This window comes from Kineococcus aurantiacus, assembly GCF_013409345.1.
Taxonomy (GTDB): domain Bacteria; phylum Actinomycetota; class Actinomycetes; order Actinomycetales; family Kineococcaceae; genus Kineococcus; species Kineococcus aurantiacus.
Genome location: NZ_JACCBB010000001.1, coordinates 47,620 through 64,183 on the forward strand (window position 1 = coordinate 47,620; position 16,564 = coordinate 64,183).

Annotated in this window: 19 protein-coding genes; 15 read left to right on the forward strand and 4 right to left on the reverse strand. The window is 75.0% G+C overall.

Features of this window, described 5'->3' with window-relative positions; genetic code table 11:
- Window positions 1-189: 189 nt before the first annotated feature.
- Window positions 190-336 (reverse strand): hypothetical protein, encoded by a 147-nt coding sequence (locus BJ968_RS00240; RefSeq protein WP_179748197.1) that lies wholly within the window; start codon window positions 334-336, stop codon window positions 190-192.
- Between the two features lie 277 nt (window positions 337-613).
- Entirely contained in the window at window positions 614-1,315 is a 702-nt protein-coding gene (locus BJ968_RS00245) for a TetR/AcrR family transcriptional regulator C-terminal domain-containing protein (RefSeq protein WP_218884645.1), read from the reverse strand.
- A 555-nt stretch (window positions 1,316-1,870) separates the two neighbouring features.
- On the opposite strand from BJ968_RS00245, the gene BJ968_RS00250 reads away from it, so the two are divergent.
- The 12 genes from BJ968_RS00250 (at window position 1,871) to BJ968_RS00305 (ending at window position 8,924) form a co-directional block, all read left to right on the forward strand.
- On the forward strand, window positions 1,871-2,311 hold the full coding sequence (locus tag BJ968_RS00250; RefSeq protein WP_179748199.1) for a hypothetical protein: 441 nt from the start codon (window positions 1,871-1,873) through the stop codon (window positions 2,309-2,311).
- Window positions 2,312-2,352: 41 nt separating this feature from the next.
- Window positions 2,353-2,775 (forward strand): STAS domain-containing protein, encoded by a 423-nt coding sequence (locus BJ968_RS00255; protein ID WP_179748201.1) that lies wholly within the window; start codon window positions 2,353-2,355, stop codon window positions 2,773-2,775.
- A gap of 224 nt (window positions 2,776-2,999) precedes the next feature.
- Window positions 3,000-3,470: an Asp23/Gls24 family envelope stress response protein gene (locus BJ968_RS00260; RefSeq protein ID WP_179748203.1), complete on the forward strand. Its 471-nt coding sequence runs from the start codon at window positions 3,000-3,002 to the stop codon at window positions 3,468-3,470.
- Window positions 3,467-3,850: an Asp23/Gls24 family envelope stress response protein gene (locus tag BJ968_RS00265; protein ID WP_218884647.1), complete on the forward strand. Its 384-nt coding sequence runs from the start codon at window positions 3,467-3,469 to the stop codon at window positions 3,848-3,850. The genes BJ968_RS00260 and BJ968_RS00265 overlap by 4 nt, the downstream gene beginning before the upstream one ends.
- A gap of 80 nt (window positions 3,851-3,930) precedes the next feature.
- Window positions 3,931-4,110 (forward strand): DUF2273 domain-containing protein, encoded by a 180-nt coding sequence (locus BJ968_RS00270; protein ID WP_179748205.1) that lies wholly within the window; start codon window positions 3,931-3,933, stop codon window positions 4,108-4,110.
- Window positions 4,103-4,582, forward strand: a complete 480-nt coding sequence (locus tag BJ968_RS00275; RefSeq protein ID WP_179748207.1) for an Asp23/Gls24 family envelope stress response protein — start codon at window positions 4,103-4,105, stop codon at window positions 4,580-4,582. Before BJ968_RS00270 ends, BJ968_RS00275 begins: the two co-directional genes overlap by 8 nt.
- Window positions 4,579-5,190, forward strand: coding sequence for a DUF6286 domain-containing protein (locus tag BJ968_RS25405; protein ID WP_179748209.1), 612 nt, complete (start codon window positions 4,579-4,581; stop codon window positions 5,188-5,190). Before BJ968_RS00275 ends, BJ968_RS25405 begins: the two co-directional genes overlap by 4 nt.
- A complete protein-coding gene (locus BJ968_RS00285; protein WP_179748211.1) occupies window positions 5,190-5,771 on the forward strand; it encodes a hypothetical protein in 582 nt (193 codons plus the stop codon). Before BJ968_RS25405 ends, BJ968_RS00285 begins: the two co-directional genes overlap by 1 nt.
- 37 nt (window positions 5,772-5,808) lie before the next feature.
- Window positions 5,809-6,033, forward strand: coding sequence for a hypothetical protein (locus BJ968_RS00290; RefSeq protein WP_179748213.1), 225 nt, complete (start codon window positions 5,809-5,811; stop codon window positions 6,031-6,033).
- Window positions 6,034-6,349: 316 nt separating this feature from the next.
- Window positions 6,350-7,261: a DUF2382 domain-containing protein gene (locus BJ968_RS00295; RefSeq protein ID WP_179748215.1), complete on the forward strand. Its 912-nt coding sequence runs from the start codon at window positions 6,350-6,352 to the stop codon at window positions 7,259-7,261.
- An 88-nt stretch (window positions 7,262-7,349) separates the two neighbouring features.
- Window positions 7,350-7,754 (forward strand): DUF2382 domain-containing protein, encoded by a 405-nt coding sequence (locus BJ968_RS00300; RefSeq protein WP_179748217.1) that lies wholly within the window; start codon window positions 7,350-7,352, stop codon window positions 7,752-7,754.
- A 426-nt stretch (window positions 7,755-8,180) separates the two neighbouring features.
- Window positions 8,181-8,924: an aquaporin gene (locus tag BJ968_RS00305; protein ID WP_179748219.1), complete on the forward strand. Its 744-nt coding sequence runs from the start codon at window positions 8,181-8,183 to the stop codon at window positions 8,922-8,924.
- A 238-nt stretch (window positions 8,925-9,162) separates the two neighbouring features.
- On the opposite strand, the gene BJ968_RS26170 is transcribed toward BJ968_RS00305, so the two are convergent.
- Window positions 9,163-9,756, reverse strand: coding sequence for an NAD(P)-binding domain-containing protein (locus tag BJ968_RS26170; protein WP_218884649.1), 594 nt, complete (start codon window positions 9,754-9,756; stop codon window positions 9,163-9,165).
- Window positions 9,757-10,131: 375 nt separating this feature from the next.
- Here BJ968_RS26170 and BJ968_RS00315 point away from each other — a divergent pair, with 375 nt between their 5' ends.
- The 3 genes from BJ968_RS00315 (at window position 10,132) to BJ968_RS00325 (ending at window position 13,490) form a co-directional block, all read left to right on the forward strand.
- Window positions 10,132-11,097 (forward strand): alpha/beta hydrolase fold domain-containing protein, encoded by a 966-nt coding sequence (locus BJ968_RS00315; RefSeq protein WP_179748221.1) that lies wholly within the window; start codon window positions 10,132-10,134, stop codon window positions 11,095-11,097.
- Window positions 11,098-11,358: 261 nt separating this feature from the next.
- Window positions 11,359-12,096, forward strand: coding sequence for an ATP-binding cassette domain-containing protein (locus BJ968_RS00320; RefSeq protein WP_179748223.1), 738 nt, complete (start codon window positions 11,359-11,361; stop codon window positions 12,094-12,096).
- A 2-nt stretch (window positions 12,097-12,098) separates the two neighbouring features.
- A complete protein-coding gene (locus BJ968_RS00325) occupies window positions 12,099-13,490 on the forward strand; it encodes an FtsX-like permease family protein (protein WP_179748225.1) in 1,392 nt (463 codons plus the stop codon).
- A 29-nt stretch (window positions 13,491-13,519) separates the two neighbouring features.
- On the opposite strand, the gene BJ968_RS00330 is transcribed toward BJ968_RS00325, so the two are convergent.
- Entirely contained in the window at window positions 13,520-16,339 is a 2,820-nt protein-coding gene (locus tag BJ968_RS00330; RefSeq protein WP_179748227.1) for an AAA family ATPase, read from the reverse strand.
- Window positions 16,340-16,564: the final 225 nt, after the last annotated feature.

Consider the following 16,564-nt stretch of genomic DNA (forward strand, 5'->3'; position numbering starts at 1 on the left):
GCGGAACACGAGCGGGGTTCAGCTGGTGAGCGTCGGCCCATGTCGTCGCGGCGCGTGGGGAACGCGCTCAGCTCCGCTCCGCGTCGTCGCGGGAGTCACGCAGCAGAGGGGTGGGCGTGGAACCTGGTGCTCGGGGGACGGCACGACGTGCCACGCCACGGTGCGTGGCACGTCGTCCGTGCGCCGCCGTCAGAAGACGCGGCGCCTGCTGCCGCCGATCGGCACGAGGTTGAGCACCAGGCCCACCACGATGAGCGCGACGCCCACCCACAGCAAGACGTGCACCGAGGGGACCAGCAACCCCAGGATCAGCAGGATGACACCGAGGACGATCATCTGAACACCTTCCTTGGCTTCAGTGGAACAGGTGTTTCAAACGCTAGCACCGGGAAGGTTTCCCGCTCGTCGAGAAAGGGACCGAACACGGACGCGCAGCGATTGCACACGCTGCGTGGTTCACGCCGAAGAACGTTCCTTCCCCGACGCACAACTCCCGCACAGAACCGGTGCCCTTCCCCGACCGCGCGTGCCGTCCCGGGAACTCGAACACCGCCGCGGACGCTGGACCGTGTCGACCGGTCCCGGCCGGTGCTCCCCGGCTCGTCCCACGGCGTCAGGCCAGGCGTCGACGCGCCTCGTCCAACCGCTCCAGCAGGTTGCCCAGGGAGTGCTCGAACTCCTCGCTGAGGTCCTGCACCGCCAACCTGTCGGCCAGGCGGGTCAGCGTCGGGAAGGCGCCGAGCTCGAGGGACGCGGTGTCGGCGGCTCCTCGCGGGGTGTCCTCGCCGGTGGACGCGACAGCACCGGGTGCGCGGCTGCTCGCGGGGTCGACCGCCTGCGCCACCGGGTCGGCGCCCTCGGCGGAGACCTCCAGCAGCAGGTGGCCGATCAGGAAGCTGCCGAAGGCGCGGTAGGCGTACACGGCGGCGTCCTCGCTGAAACCGCGCGACAGCAGCGCCGACAGGAAGCCCTCGATCCAGCGCAGGCTGCGCAGCGGTGGGCGGATCCACGGGGCGGCGCGGTGACGGGTGGCGATGAGGGGGAAGATCTGCGGGTGGTCGTGGGCCAGGCGACGCACGCCGGCGGCCACGCGGCGCAGGAACGTCTGCCAGTCGTCGTCGGGGCTGAGCAGCACGTCGGGGTCGGCGTACAGCTGGTCCAGCAGCCGGTCGACCATGGCGTCGAGCAGTTCGTCGCGACTGTGCACGTAGCGGTACAGCGCCATGCCCTCCACGTGCAGCGAGGCACCCAGCTTGCGCATCGACAGCTCAGCGATGCCGAAGCGGTCGACGTGGTCGATGGCCGCTTCCAGCACCGCGCTGCGGCTCAGTCCCGGCCGGCGACGCGTGGCACCACCGGTGGCGGCCTGACCGGTGCGCGTGACCGCATCGGCCCGGGCAGGGGACGGCGTCGAGCGCTTGGGCCGTTTCGACGATCCCGACACCCCGCTCCCTCCCTGGACGCTGCCCGCGCCCCGACCACCGGGACCACCTGCGACCACCTGCTCCGTCGAGGGGACCACGCGGTCAGGCGGTCGGCACGGCCACACGTACCTGCCTGAGGCAATCCTCCCAGAAGCGGACGTGGGCCACCCACCCACCCCGACCACGCTGGTCCGGACCGGTCCGAACCGGTCCGGTCCAGTCCGGTCCGGTCCGACAGCGAGCACCCGCTGGCTCGGGGTGAGCCGACCGTCGGCACCGGGACCGGCGACCGGAGCGGACCTGGTTGAACGTCGACGCACCGGCTCTTGTGGTTTACGCTGTATCCCCGGTGCACCTGAACCGTGGTGGCGAGCGGGGGCGAAGCACCCGCCGTGCCGTCAGACTCGGCGCGAGCAGCAGTCGTCCCGCCACCAGCGAGGAGAGTCATGCCGATCAGTGAGGACCAGGCGTTCCTGGTGGCACGCTCGGTCGCCGTCGACCGCGACGGCACGCAGGTCGGTCCGGTCACCGGCATCTACTACGACGACCACACCGGCCGCCCGGAGTGGGTCACCGTCGCCCTGGCGCTGGACCCGTCCGAAGCCGACGGCGCCCTCCCGCCGGCCGGGGAACGCTTCGTCCCCCTGGCCAGCGCGGCCTACTCCCGAGGTCGCCTGCACCTGGACGTCACCACCGGGCAGGTCCGCACGGCTCCGCAGGTGGCGGACGGCAACGACCACCTCGACGGCGCCGCGGAGGTCGACCTGTACCGCCACTACGGCCTGTCCCCGGCCGGGGACACCGACGTCGACCCGGCCACGGGCACCACACCGCGCACCCACGCCGAGCCGGGCGACCACAGCCTGCTGCCGCCCGTCGAACGGTGAACACCGGTGGAGCCAGCAGACGCGTCGACCGCGACGGCACCGTGAGCCGGTCCGCCGACCTCCCGGCCGGAGCCGGCAACGGCCGAGCCGAGCGCGACGAGCAGGCTCCCGTGCAGGTCCAGGTCGACGCCGGACGGATCACGGTGCGCTTGCACGGTGACGTCGACACGGCCGTCGAGCACGAGCTGCGTGCCGCGATCGAGGACGCCGTCGACCTCGCCGGCACCACCGGCACCGCCGAGACCGCCGTCGTCGTCGACGTCCACCAGGTGCCCTTCATGGACTCCACCGGGGTCGCCTTCCTGGCCCGGCTCGCCCTGCGGCTGGCTCCGCGCCGCGTCGTCGTGGCCGGCGCCGGCCGTCAGGTCCGCTTCGTGCTCGACCTCACCCAGGTGGACCAGGTCGTTGACCTCCTCGACGACCCCGAGGACCACGGCGCCCACGAGGACCTCGCAGGCACCTGAGGCGGCTCCACCGGATCCGGCCGGACCGGGCGCAGTCGGTCTCCCGGAACCGGGAGCGCGAGGGGCAACAGCCACCCAGGCGCGGGTCGGGGAAGAAAAGTGGTGGAGACCCCGACTTCCGGTTGCGGGCCGTGGTCGGCACTGGCTTCATGGGGACCAGCGCTTAACGGTGTAAACGGACACCGTCGAGCCGTCCGGACCACTTCGTTCAACAAGGAGCGACCATGACCGACCAGACCACCCGCACCCAGTCGAACCCCGCCGGCGCCGGGGTGTCGGGCAAGCCCAGCACCCTGTCCACCCCCCAGGGCAGCACCACCATCGCCGACACCGTGGTCTCGAAGATCGCCGGCATCGCCGCCAAGGACGTCTCGGGCGTGTACGCCCTCGGCGGCGGCGCCTCCCGCGCGGTCGGCGCCCTGCGCGAGCGGATCCCCGGCGGGCGCGTCAACCACTCCCAGGGCGTCTCGGTGGAGGTCGGGGAGACCCAGACCGCGATCGACGTCGACCTCATCGCCGAGTACGGCGTGGCCATCTCCGACCTGGCCGCCAGCGTCCGGCGCAACATCATCTCCTCCGTCGAGCGCATGACCGGTCTGCAGGTGACGGAGGTCAACATCGACGTCAACGACATCCACCTGCCCCAGGACGACGCCGACGAGGAAGCCGAACAGCGCACCGCCCGCCTGCAGTGAGCCAGCTGACCGACGAGCAGGGCCCCGCGCGGACACCGACCGGAAACCCCTCCGGTGCTCGCACCGCCGGCGTTGCGGACATCGGTGACGTCGCCGACGAGGTCGCGGCGCGCGTGGTGACGGTCCCCGGGGTGGAAGGCCTGCACCCCGGCCGGTTCGGCGAGGTCGCCACCTACCTGCCCGGACGGCGGGTGCAGGGGCTGCGGCTGGACGGGCAGCGCCTGGAGGTGCACGTCGTGCTGCGCTTCGGCGTCGACATCGCCACGACGGCCCAGCGGATCCGCGCGGCCGTCGCCCCCGTCGTCACCGCGCCGGTGGACGTCTTCGTCGAGGACCTCACCACCCCGACGGCCCAGACCGCGCCGGCACCGCCGGCATGAACCGGCGGGGGCGTCAGCGCCCCCGGACGCCGGCCCCTTCCCCTTCCCCGGCCCTCACGGGCCTCCCCGCTGGAGGAACTGTGTCACCCTCGATCGTCGGAGTCTTCGCCGGTCTGCTCCTGGCCCTCATCTTCATCCAGGGCGGTTTCGGCTGGTTCGTCCTGGCCCTGCTGTTCGCTGGCGTCGGCTACGTCGTCGGCGCGCACCTGGAGGGCAAGATCGACCTGTCCGCCGTGCTGCCCGGCCGTGGCCGTGGCTGACACGAGCACCGCCGGCGCCACGCGCACCTCACCCCACCGCCCGGCGGGGACCACGGGCGGCGGAGCGGACAGGGAGTTCTCGCCCGCCGCGACGCCGTCGGACCCCCAGCGCGACGAGATGGGTTCGCGCGGGACGCTGGAACTGAAGGACCGGGCCGTCGAGCGGATCGTGCAAGCCGCCGCCGGCGAGGTCCCCGGCGTGGCGGGGCCGCACGACGACACGAGCCGCGTGGGCAACGCGCTCGGCCGGTCCAACCCCCGCGTCGACTGCCAGGTCGCCGGACGCCGGGTGCGGGCCGAGGTCCACCTCACGACGCTGTGGCCGCAACCGGCCGCCCGCGTCGCCGCCGCGGTGCGCGACCACGTCGCCGACCGGTTGCGGACCCTGGCCGACCTGGAGGTCGACTCCGTCGAGGTCCACGTCACCAAGGTGGTCCGCCCGACGACCGCAGGAAGGAGGCGGGTGCAGTGAGCCACCAGCTCAGCACGTCGACCGACGACCCCGCCGGTGCCCCGTCGGGTGAACCCATGCGCGCTGCCGGCCAGAAGAGCGGCAGCGGGCCGATCGGCGTGGTCGGTCCCGTCCTGGCGCTGCTGCTGACCGCGGCCGGCGTCGTCCTGCTGCGCGAAGCCCTCGTCGCCGCCGGTGCCGTCACCGGATCGCCGTGGCTGCCCACCGTCGCCGAGAACCTGCGGGGTTTTGCCCCGGCCGCGTGGTTGATCCCCGTCGGCGTCGTGGTCGCCCTCATCGGCCTGTGGTTGATGGTCACGGCCCTGCGCCCGCGTTCCCGCAAGACGCTGCCCCTGGTCTCGCGGACGGGGGTCTTCCTGCACACCCGCGACGTCGCCCGCCTGGCCTCGGCAGCGGCCCGCGACGTCTCCGGCGTGCTGGAGGCCTCCTCGGCCGCCACCCGCCGCAAGGTCGACGTCACGGTGCGCGCCACGGCCGGTGACGGCATCCGCGAAGCGGTCACGAGCGAGGTCGGCGAGCGGCTGTCCGCGCTGCGCTCGCCGTTGCGGGTGTCGGTCCACGTCCGCACTCCCCACAGCACGTCCCGGCACGAGAGGCAGGAGAACTGATGGGCCGCGCCGTCCTCGGACTCGACCGGCTCCTGGCCCTGCTGGCCGGGGTCGTCCTGCTCGTCGCCGGGGCCGCGACCGCGGCCTGGGGCGGTGGGTGGCTCGTGCGGGTGTGGTCGGCCGCGCCGCGGCAGTTGCAGTTGAAGACCGCCACCGACACGTTCGCCGCGACCTGGTGGCCGTGGGCCGCCGGTGTCACCGGTGCCGTCCTCGTCCTGCTGGGGCTGTGGTGGCTGCTGGCGCACCTGCCCCGCCGCGGCGTCGGCACGCTGGTCCTGCCCGGCTCCGACAAGCACGGGCGCCTGCTGCTCGAACCGGCCGGCGCGGCCACGGCCGCGGCCGAGGTCCTCGAGGAGTTCCCCGGCGTGCGCTCGGCCGGCAGCCGGGTGCTGCGCGACCGCGGGCAACTCGTCGTCGAGCTGAAGGCCCTCGTCGAGCCGACCGCCGACCTGACCGCGGTGGTCGCCGCCACGGACGCCGTCAGCGCCGATCTGCACCAGGTGCTGGATCGTGACGACGCCCGCGCCCGGGTCCACCTGTCCGTGGCACGACGGGCGCGCCGGCTCCCCCGCGTCCACTGAAACCCCGAACACCGACAGATCGACTGGAGTCCTCACCATGTGGGTCCTGCTCTCCGGCGGACTGCGCCGCTGGCTCATCGCCTCCCTCGCCGTCCCGGTCGCCGCGAAGGTCCTGGGCGCCGCAGGCCGTCGGTTGGAGGCCCGCAACGGACCGTCGACCCTCTCCAGGGGTTTGCGGGGCGCCGGGCGGCTCGTCTCCCGCGACCAGCGCGAGGAGCACGCGGCGACCCAGCGCCGCTCCATGCGTCGCTGGAACCGTTGAGCAGCAGCCCAACACGCCTCACGGGGAACGAGAGGGCACCGGAACAACCAGGTACCCGACGCCGGCGGGAACGAACTCGTCCTCCGAGTTGCGCTCGTCGCCGACAGCGACAGGATTGTGACAGGCATCACCGCTGCGGCGGTCGTCGACCGGCGGCCTCACCGGACCTGACGGTCCACTTCGACGAGGCCCAGCGGTCCCCGGGACGGGCACACCGTCACCAGGGCCCCGATCACCACGACTCGCAGCGAACCCCCGAGAAACCAGGTACCGGTCGGGACAGACCGACCGGACGACGGAGAACGGAAGGAACACCATGGCTCACCACTTCACCCCCGACAACCTCTTCGGCGCGACCGTGACCGGCAACGACGGCGACAAGATCGGCAAGGTCGAGGACGTCTACCTGGACAACGACTCCGGCCAGCCGGAGTGGGTCTCGGTCAAGACCGGGCTGTTCGGCAGCAACCTCTCGCTCATCCCGCTGGCCGAAGCCAGCCACAGCGGCGACACCCTGACCGTCCCCTTCACCAAGGCCAAGGTCAAGGACGCCCCCCACCACGACCCCGGCCACGAGCTCAGCGAGAGCGACGAGGCCGAGCTGTACCGCTACTACGGCGTCAGCGGCTACTCCAGCTACGACCAGACCAGCACCACCACGACCGGCACCACCGGCACCACGACCGGCACCACGGGTGTCGGCACGGGTGTGGGCACGGACGCGGAGTACGACACCACCCGCGGCGCGGACCACGAGGCGACGAACGCGGACTACGACACCACCCGCGGCGCCGGGCACGACACCTCCGGGCCCAACACCGACGACGCGATGACCCGCTCGCGCGAGGAGCTGCGCGTGGGCACCGAGACCCGCGAGGCCGGCCGGGCGCGGCTGCGCAAGTACATCACCAGCGAGAACGTCACCCGCACCGTCCCGGTCTCCCACGAGGAGGTCCGCGTCACCCGCGAGCCGATCACCGAGGCCAACCGCGGTGCGGCGCTGTCCGGTGGGGACCTGACCGAGGAGGAGCACGAGGTCGTCCTGACCGAGGAGCGGGCCGTGGCGGCCAAGGAGACCGTCCCGGTCGAGCGGGTGCGCCTGGACACCGAGACCGTCCAGGGTGAGGAGACCGTGCAGGCCGAGGTGCGCGAGGAGCACATCGACCTCGACGCCGACCAGGGCATCACCCACGGCGAGCGCGGCACCCGCGGTACCGACCGCTCCTGAGCCGGTGAGCCAGCAGCCCACCGGCCCGACCACCGACCCGATGATCGACCAAGTCGCCTCTGGCCGTGCGGCTGACCGTGCGGCGGAGGTGGTCTTGTCGGCGGAGGTGCTGAGCACGGGCACGGTCCGGGTACCGGTCGAGCGGGTCCGGGTGGCCAAGCGGATCGTGCACACGACCCGCACGATCGAGGTGCCGGTGCGGGTGGAGGAGCTGGTGGTGACCCGGGAGGCCGTGCAGGCCACGGCCGACCCGGCCACCGGGTTCGAACCGGTACCGGGTGCCGGCCCCACCGAGGTGGTCCTCGTGCTGCACGAGGAGGTGCCCCAGGTGAGCCTGCGGGTGCAACCGGTGGAGGTCGTCCGCATCGGCGTCGTCACGGTCGCCGGGGAAGAACTCGTGCGAACTGAGCTGCGCACGGAGGTCGCCGAGGTCGAAGCGCTCGGTGACGTAGTACTCGAAGGGGTCGAAACCACCGGCACCGATCAGCGCTGACGGCCCGGCCGGCGGACTCGGGAACTCCCCGGGACGCCGGCCTCGCCGCCCGGCCGGTCCGTGCGTGGGCCGACCGGGGCAGCGGCCCGACCAGATCCGCACCTCTGACCGAGGTGCCCGGTCCATCCCCGCCTTCCCCTTCTCCAACGAGATCCCCATCCAGGAGGTAACCGTGCGCCGATCCCGCCGCGGACCCGCACCCGCCCCCGTCACCGAACCGCGAGGTTCCCGCGCCGCAGCGCACCGCACCGCCGATCAGGGGGGACCGGAGAACCGGCCCACCGGGACGACCGGGGCGGTGGAAGGACTGTGACCACGTCCGACCCCGGACCGGGTGGTCCGCGCACGCCGCGCTTCCGCAACCCCGCCGTAACCCGGGCGTCCTCCGCGCCGGGCGCCGCCCGGACCGGGCACCAGCGTCCCGCGGTGGCGTCCGGCTCCCGTGGCCTGTTCGGCAGCCAGGCCGGCGAGAACGTCGCCCGCGCCGGTGCCGCTGAACTCGTCGGCACCTTCGTGCTCGTGCTGGCCGGTGGCGCGACCTCGGTCGCCGCGGCCACCACGAACCCCTCGGTGTACGACCTGTTCACCATCGTCGCCGCCTTCGGCCTCGCGCTGACGGCGCTGGTGGCCGGCCTGGGGCACGTCTCGGGCTGCCACCTCAACCCGGCGGTCACCGTGGGGCTCGCGGTCACCCACCGGTTCCCGTGGCGGGCGGTACCGGTCTACGTGCTGGCCCAGCTGGCCGGCGCGGTCCTGGCCTCCCTGGCCACCTGGGCCGTGCACAGCGGTTCCGGTCCCTCGGTGGTGCGCGCCTCCGCCACCGTCCCGGCGCCGGGGGTCTCCTCCGGACGGGCCTTCTTCATCGAGGCCCTGATCACCTTCGTGCTGGTGCTGGTCATCATCGCCGTCGCCACCGACGACCGGGCCCCCGCGGCCGCGGCTCCCCTGGCGGTGGGTGCGGCGCTGGCGGTGTGCATCTTCATCGCGGCCCCGCTCACCGGCGGGGCGGTGAACCCCGCCCGCGCGTTCGGTCCGGCCGTCGTCTCGGGCACCTTCAGCGGCCTGTGGCTGTACCTGCTGGCTCCCCTGGTCGGCGGGGTCGTCGCCGCGGTCTGCTACGACAAGCTCCTCGCTCCCGCTCACGCCCCGGAACAAGCCCCGGCCGAGTGACACCCCGCGAGTCCCCCGCCCGCTGACCTCGGCGGGCCGGCAGCCCGCGGTGCGCAGTCCACCGCAGGTCCCTGCCCCAGGGCATCGGCACCCCCGGGAGTCCGCGTCGAGACGCGGACTCCCGGGGGTGCCGTCGTGCTTCCGCGGTCAGCCCGGCGGCGAGGCGGCAGGTCGCCACCCGGCCCGGTCCCGCGGCGTCACCGCCCCCGGTCGAGGGGCGGCAGGACCGGCGGCGCCGTCAGAGGGGCAGGGTCAGGAAGGCGCGCCCGGCCAGCGGTCCCCCGGGGAACTGCTGCAGACGGCTGCCCGGTCCCAGCGCGCCCAGGTCGACGACGACGAAGTCGAGGTCCTCGAACAGGCCGGTGAGCACCTGCTTGGCGTCGGTGTCGTCACCCGAGAGGAAGAGGACGACGTTCCCGTCCTCACGGGCGGAGTCGGCCGCCAGGTCCGCGGCTCCCATGTGGTTGCCGGTCTTGACCACGCGCGCACCACGGGCACGCCCGGCGAGGAGTTCACTGCTGGTCGGTTCCCCCGGTCCCGGCACCGGAGCCGAGAAGTCGTTGGTCGCGTCGACCAGGATGCGCCCGCCCCAGTCGGGCACGGAGTCGGCGATGCCGCCGGCGGCGGCGCTGGGCACGGCCAGCACGACGACGTCCCGGGTCGCGGCCTCCTCGACGGTGCCGGCGCGGGCGGCACCACCGAGCTGCTCGACGAGTGGGCGCAGGCTCTCCGGCCCGCTGCTGTTGCTGAGGACGACGTCGTGGCCGCCGCGGACGAGGTGACCGGCGAAAGCCCTGCCGATGTTCCCGCTGCCGATGATCCCGATCTGCACTGCCTGCTCCTGCCTGCTCGATGCTCCACCGGGTGCGATCGCCGCGCGCCCCGCCGCGGACGGTGGGTCGGCACGGTCCGCACCTCCGGGGACGGAGCCTGGCAGGGCGGTGACCGGCCCGGCATCCGTCACGTGACGGTCCTCCACGGGCCGCGGGGCCGTGGGCGGTTCCCGGTGCCGCCGGTGTCCCGGACCCGCCCGAGCTGCCCCACCCCTGCCGGCGCCTCGACCGCAGTCACCTGACGGATGCGCTGACGCGGCTGGTCGCGGCAGTTTCTCCACCGACCCCGGCACACGGTGCGCCGACGGCACCAGCCGGACGGCGCACCGCGGCGGACGACCCCGCCACCGCTGGACGACCTGAGGAGATGCACCGTGCCCGAGCCCGTCGAGCCCGTCCTGGAACCGGTGGCGCAGGCGTTCGCCGACGCCAACTCCACTCCGCCGTTCCTGTACCAACTGCCCCCCGAGGAGGGTCGCAAGATCGCCGAGACCGTCCAGACCGACCCCACCCCCACCCTGCCCGACGCCGACGTCTCCGACCTGACCGTCGAGGGCGGGCCCACCGGCTCGGTCCGGGTGCGCATCGTGCGGCCCGCGGGCGCCACCGGTGTCCTGCCGGTCGTCCTGTACGTCCACGGGCTGGGCTGGGTCTTCGGCGGTCCGGTCACCCACGACCGCCTCATCCGTGAGATCGCCGTCGGGGTGGGTGCCGCCGTCGTCTTCCCGGACTACGACCTGGCCCCGGAGGCGAAGTACCCCACCCAGGTCGAGCAGGTCCACGCCGTGGCCGAGTGGATCCGCGACAACGGCCCCGACGAGCACCTGGACACCAGCCGCATCGCCGTGGCCGGCGACTCCGTGGGCGGCAACATGGCCACCGTGGCCACGATCCTCGCCAAGCAGCGCGGCGGTGTCGACTTCAAGGCCCAGCTGCTGTACTACCCCGTCACCGACGCGAACTTCGACACCGGTTCCTACGAGCAGTTCGCGGAGGGGTACTTCCTGGCCCGCGAGGGCATGAAGTGGTTCTGGGACCAGTACACCACCGACCCCGCCCAGCGGGCCGAGATCACCGCCTCCCCGCTGCGGGCCAGCACCGAGGACCTCGCCGGGCTGCCGCCGGCGCCGGTCGTCACCGGCGAGGCCGACGTGCTGCGCGACGAGGGTGAGGCGTACGCGGCGAAGCTGCGCGCGGCCGGGGTCCCGGTGACCGCGGTGCGCTACGGCGGGATCATCCACGACTTCGTGGGGCTGAACCCGTTGCGGCACACCCATGCCGCGCAGGAGGCGATCACCCAGGGCATCGCGTTCCTGTCCCGGGCCCTGGGCACTGACTGACCCGCACGCCGCCCCCCGGACGTCCCGGAAGCGTTCTCCGGGGTCCGGGCTGCCCGTGGACGGCGGCCGGGTCGTCGACCCGGCCGCCGTCGAGCGCTCGCCCCGACGGTCCACCCGCGAGTTCCCGCACGAGTTCCCGCACGAGTTCCCACACGACGTCCACCACGACGTCCTCCGCCAGGCACCCGAGTGCCGGAGAGCCGGTCCCACCGTGAGCACCACCTCGAACGGAACTCCCACCGTCCCCGCCCCGGACCTGCCGTGAGCGCGCCGCCCCTGGTGGCCCACGAGGTGACCAAGTCCTTCCCCGACCGGGAGGGCGGGGGGTGGACACCGGTGCTGCGCGGGGTGAGCGTGACGGTCCACCCCGGCGAGCTGGTCGCAGTCGTGGGCCCCAGCGGATCGGGCAAGTCGACCCTCCTGCACTGCCTGTCCGGCCTGGAGGACCCCACCTCGGGCACCGTGCGGATCGCCGGCACCCCGCTGGCGGGGTTGAGTGGCGCAGCGCTGGCGCGGTTGCGCCGCGAGCACGTCGGTTTCGTCTTCCAGTCCTACAACCTCATCCCCTCGCTCACGGCCTGGGACAACGTCGCGCTGCCGGTGCGGCTGGCGCGCCGGCGGGTGCGCGCCGAGGACGTCGACCGGGCGCTGGCCCGGGTGGGCCTCAGCGAGCGCGCCGGGTTCAAACCCGCGGCCCTGTCCGGCGGGCAGCAGCAACGGGTGGCGATCGCCCGGGCGCTGGTGGTGGAACGTGACGTCGTCTTCGCCGACGAACCGACCGGTGCGCTGGACACCGCCGCCGGCGCGCAGGTGCTGGCGCTGCTGCGCGAGGCGGCGTCGGGACGACGAGCGGTGGTGGTGGTCACCCACGACCTGGAGGCGGCCGCCACCGCGGACCGGGTGCTCGTGCTGCGGGACGGCACCGTCCACGACGAGCTGTCCGGGGTCAGCGCGGCGCAGGTGCTGGAGGCCGTCACCCGCGCCGCGGCGAAGGTGTGAGCGTGCGGGCCGGAACGGCGACCCGGGCGCCCCGGGGGTTGCTGCGGCGCCTGGTCGTGGGGGAACTGCTGGCCGACGCGCGCACCTGGGTGGGGGCCGGGGTGGTCGCCGGGGCCGCGGCCGTCGTGGGTGCGGTCGCGGGGTGCCTGCTGCAGAGCGCCGTGCAGGTCGGCGGCACGCGCGGCCTGGCGCTGTACCCCGTCGTCGGCCTCGTCGTCGTCCTCACCGCGGTCGCCACCGCGGTGGTGCTGTCCTCGGTGGCGTCGCTGACGGTCACCTCGCAGCAGCGCTCGCACGCGCTGTGGCAGCTGATCGGTGTCAGCCCGCGCCAGGTGCGCGCCGTCGTGCTGGCGCAACTGCTGCTGGTGGCCCTGGCCGGTGCGCTGGGCGGGGTCCTGCTGGCCGTCCCCCTGGTGGTGCCGTTCTGCCGCTGGGTGCTGTCCACCTCCGAGGGGCTGCAGCAGGTGCCGCTGGTGTTCGGGCCGGCCGCCGCGGCGGCGGTCGTCGTGGTCGTCACCGCCGTCGTCACCGCGAGCGGTCGCCGCAGCGCCCGCGCCGCCTCCCGCACCAGCGGTCTGCTGCTGGTGCGCGACGCCGACCCGCCGCCGGCGCGGGTGGACCGCCGCCGCTGGGCGGGGCTCGTCCTCCTGCTGGGCGTCCTGGTCGTGCTGGTGCTCAGCGCGGGCAGGACGCCCCTGGACCGCGTCCTCGTCCCGCTGACGCTGACCGGTCCGCTCCTGAGCGCCCTCGTCGTGCTGGCCGGGCCGCTGGTGTTCGCGCCGTTCCTGCGCGCGTGGACCCGCGTGGTGCCGGCGGAGGCGTCGGCGTCGTGGTTCCTGGCCCGGGCCCGGGCCGCGCACGGCACCGCGCGCGCCAGCGCCACCACCGGTCCGCTCGTGGTGGCCGTCGCCCTGCCCGGCAGCCTGTTCGCGGTCACCGGCACCGTGCGGGCCGCGGTCGGGGCGCAGACCGGCCGGCTGCCGCCCGCGCCGCCGGTGCAGACGGCCGTCCTGCTCGTCGGCGGGCCGCTGCTGCTGGCCGTCGTGGGGGCGGCGGCCACCGTCTTCATGTCCGGGCGGGTGCGCGAGCGCGAGTCGGCGCTGGTGCGCGCCGCGGGCGGCGGCCACGGCGTGGTGCTGCTCGCCGCGGTGTGGGAGTCGGTCATCCACGCCGTCACCGCGACGGCGCTGGGGGCGGGGGTGGTCGCGGTGACCGCCGGGGTCGCGGCGTGGGCCGTGGTCCCGGCCGGTGGGGCCGCCGCGCTCCCCGCGTCCGGCGCCGGGGCCGTGGCCGTGACGGCGGTCGCGGGGCTGGTGCTGCTGCTGGCGGCGACGGTGCCCACCACGCTGCTGGCGCTGCGGCGCGGACCGGCGCGGGCGTTGAGCGTGGAGTGAGCCCGGGCCCCGCGCGCCGGTCACCGGGTTCAACGGCCGGGCGCCGCGGGGTCCGCGCCCTCCAGGAGCGCGCGCAGCTGGTGCCGGTTGGCCACACCGAGCTTGGGGAAGACGCGGTACAGGTGGCTGCCGACGGTTCGGTGCGACAGGTACACCCGGTCGGCGATCTCCTTGTTCGTCAGCCCCTGCGCGGCCAGCCGGGCGATCTGCAGCTCCTGCACGGTCAGCGTCGCCGTCGGCGGCGTCGCCGGACGCTCGGGCGTGGCCAGCGGGGTGGGGACGCTGCCCGCCGCGCGCAGCTCGGCGGTGGCGCGCCGGGTCAGGGACCCGGCGCCGGCCGTCTCGAAGGCGCGCAGCGCGGTGGTCAGCTCCTCGCGCGCCTCCCGCACCCGCCGCGCACGGCGCAGCCACTGCCCGTGCAGCAGCCGGGTGCGGGCCTGCTCCAGGGGGGCGCCGGCGTCGGCCCCCGCGGCGAGCGCGGCCCGGTAGTGCTCCTCCGCCTCGCGCCCCTCGGCCAGCAGGGCCCGGCTGCGGTGGACCAGCGCCTGCAGGTGCGCCGAGCCGAGGACGTCGGCCGCCCGCCCGACGCGGGCGAGGGTCGCGTGGACGGCCTGCGGGCGGCCGCAACGCACCGCCGCCTCGGTCAGGTCCGCGATGGCCCACTGCTCGAAGACGGGGTGCCGGGAGGTGCCGCGCAGCGCGGTGAGGGCCTCGGCGTCGCGGCGCTGCTCCAGCGCCAGCAGACCCGAGGCCCAGGCCAGGCCGGCGGGTGCGCGCTCGATGCCCGCGCGCTCCAGCAGAGCGCGGCTGCGCCGGAGCACGGCGACCGCCTCCGGGGTGCGGCCGGTCCACAGGTGCACCTGGGCGGTACTGGCCCCGGCCAGCGCCGCGACGAGCGGCAGACCGAGGTCGAGGGCCGTGCGCCGGGCCTGCTCGGCGTGCACGAGCGCCTCGGGCAGCTGCCCGGCGATCACCTCCAGGAGGGCCACGCCGCTGAGCGCGTGGACGACGTCGCCGGGTGAGCCCAGGCGCTGCAGCTCCTCGGCCGCCAGGGTGCGGGCGCGGCGCGCCGTCGTCAGGTCCTGCAGCAGTTCGGCCGCCTGGGCGAGGGGCAGCAGCGAGTCGCCCGGGGCGCTGGAGAGCATCGCCGGGAGGGCCTGACGGACGAGCGCCGCGTGCGCCAGCGGGTCGAGCACGGCCAACCCGAGCTGCTGCGCGGCGTCCGGACGGCCGAGGTCGACCGCGGCCAGCTCGTCGTGGACGGTGCGCCGCAGCTCCCCCTCGTCGCGGGTGTCGGAGTTGACGTGGTTGCTGGCTCCGAACGCCGCGGCGACGAGGACGGCCACGCGCTCCTCGGGGTGGTCGGCACCGCTCGCACCGGCCAGCGCCCGGGCGTAGGCCAGCTGCTCGCGCGTGCTGTCGTGCTCCCGGCCCAGCGAGGTGCTGGTCAACCCCCGCGACTGCGCCCACGCGAAGCGGTGCCGCGGCGACATCGGCAGCGCCGCGGCCTCGGCGAGGACCTGCTCGGCCTGGGTCAGGTCGCCGGCCTGGCGGGCCAGTTCCGCCGCCTGCACGAGGCGCCGCACCCGTGCGTCGTCCTGCAGGGACAGCTCCGCGGCGCGGTGCAGCGCGGTGGCCGCCTCCGCCCGCGCCCCGCGCCCGGCCGCCCGCACGGCCGCGGCCTCCAGCTCGGCGGCCACGGACTCGTCCGGCTCCGCGGTGGCCGCCGCCCGGTGCCAGGCGGCGCGGTCGCCGTCGGCGGTGGCCGCGGCCAGGGCCCGGTGCGCCTCGGTGCGCTCGGCGGGGGACGCCGCGCCGTAGACGGCCGAGCGCAGCAGCGGGTGGCGCATCTGCAGCCGGTCGCGGACGACGCCGACGAGGTCGGCCCGTTCCAGCGGGATCAGGTCCGGGGCGTGCACCCCCAGCCGCCGGCCGGCGGCCAGCAGCTCGGACAGGCGCGCGCCCTCACCGGCCGCGGCCAGCAGCAGCAGGGTCCGGCTGGCCGCCGGCAGGTCGCCCACCTCCACCAGGAACGCCGCCTCCAGGCGGCCGGTGGTGGGCAGCGGCGCGGTGGCGGGCACGTGCTGGTCCGCGCCGCGACTGCGCAGGGCGGCGCTCAGCTCGCGCAGGGCCAGGGGGTTGCCCCCCGCCTCCTGCAGGACGCGGCGGCGCGCGCCCGCCGGCAGGACCGCCGGCGCCGGGGCGCCGGGGGCGTGGCCGGCGGACGCCTCCACGGCGTCCAGCAGTTCCTCGGAGTGCTGCGCGGACAGCGGTCGCAGCAGCACCCGCGCCGTGGCCGCGGATTCCAGGACCTCGCTGCCGCACTCCAGTGAGCAGGCCTCGGGCCGGCTGGTGCGGGCGGTGGCCACCAGCAGGACCTTCGCGCCGCCCAGGCGGCGGGCGACGAAACCGACGACCTCGGCGCTGGAGTCGTCCAGCCACGGGGCGTCCTCGACGACGACCAGCGACGGCCGGGTCGTCGCGGCCTCCTCCAGCAGGCCCAGCACCGCCAGGCAGATGAGCAGCCGGTCCGGTGCCGGTCCCGCCTGCAGGCCGAGCGCGGTCAGCAGCGCCGCCCGCTGGCGCGGGGGCAGCGAGGGGACCCGCTCCAGGACCGGCTGCAGCAGCTCGTGCAGGGCAGCGAAACCGCCCAGGGCGCCGCGCTGGAAACCGGTGCAGCGCAACACCTGGAAACCCGCGTCCACGGCCACGTCGGTGAGGGCGGCCACCAGGGTGGTCTTGCCGATGCCCGCCTCGCCCTCGACGACGACGACCTCACCGGCGCCGGTCGTCGCGACCGAGTCGAGCAGCTCACGCAGTCGAGCCAGTTCCTCCGTGCGCCCGATCACTGCCCACCCTCGCCCCTGCGCCCGTGCGTGGACGTCACGCCGGGGAACCGTCGGGGCGACACCTCCGCGTCGCCCCCGGTCCGTGCCCGGTGGGACTCCACGGCCACGGACCGGCGTCAGCGTGCCACCCCGTCGTGACGTGGCGCAACGACCCCGCGGCCCGTCCCCGCACCTTCAGTCACGTGACGGATGGTCCCCGGCGGTGGGGTCGAGGACGGTGGTGTC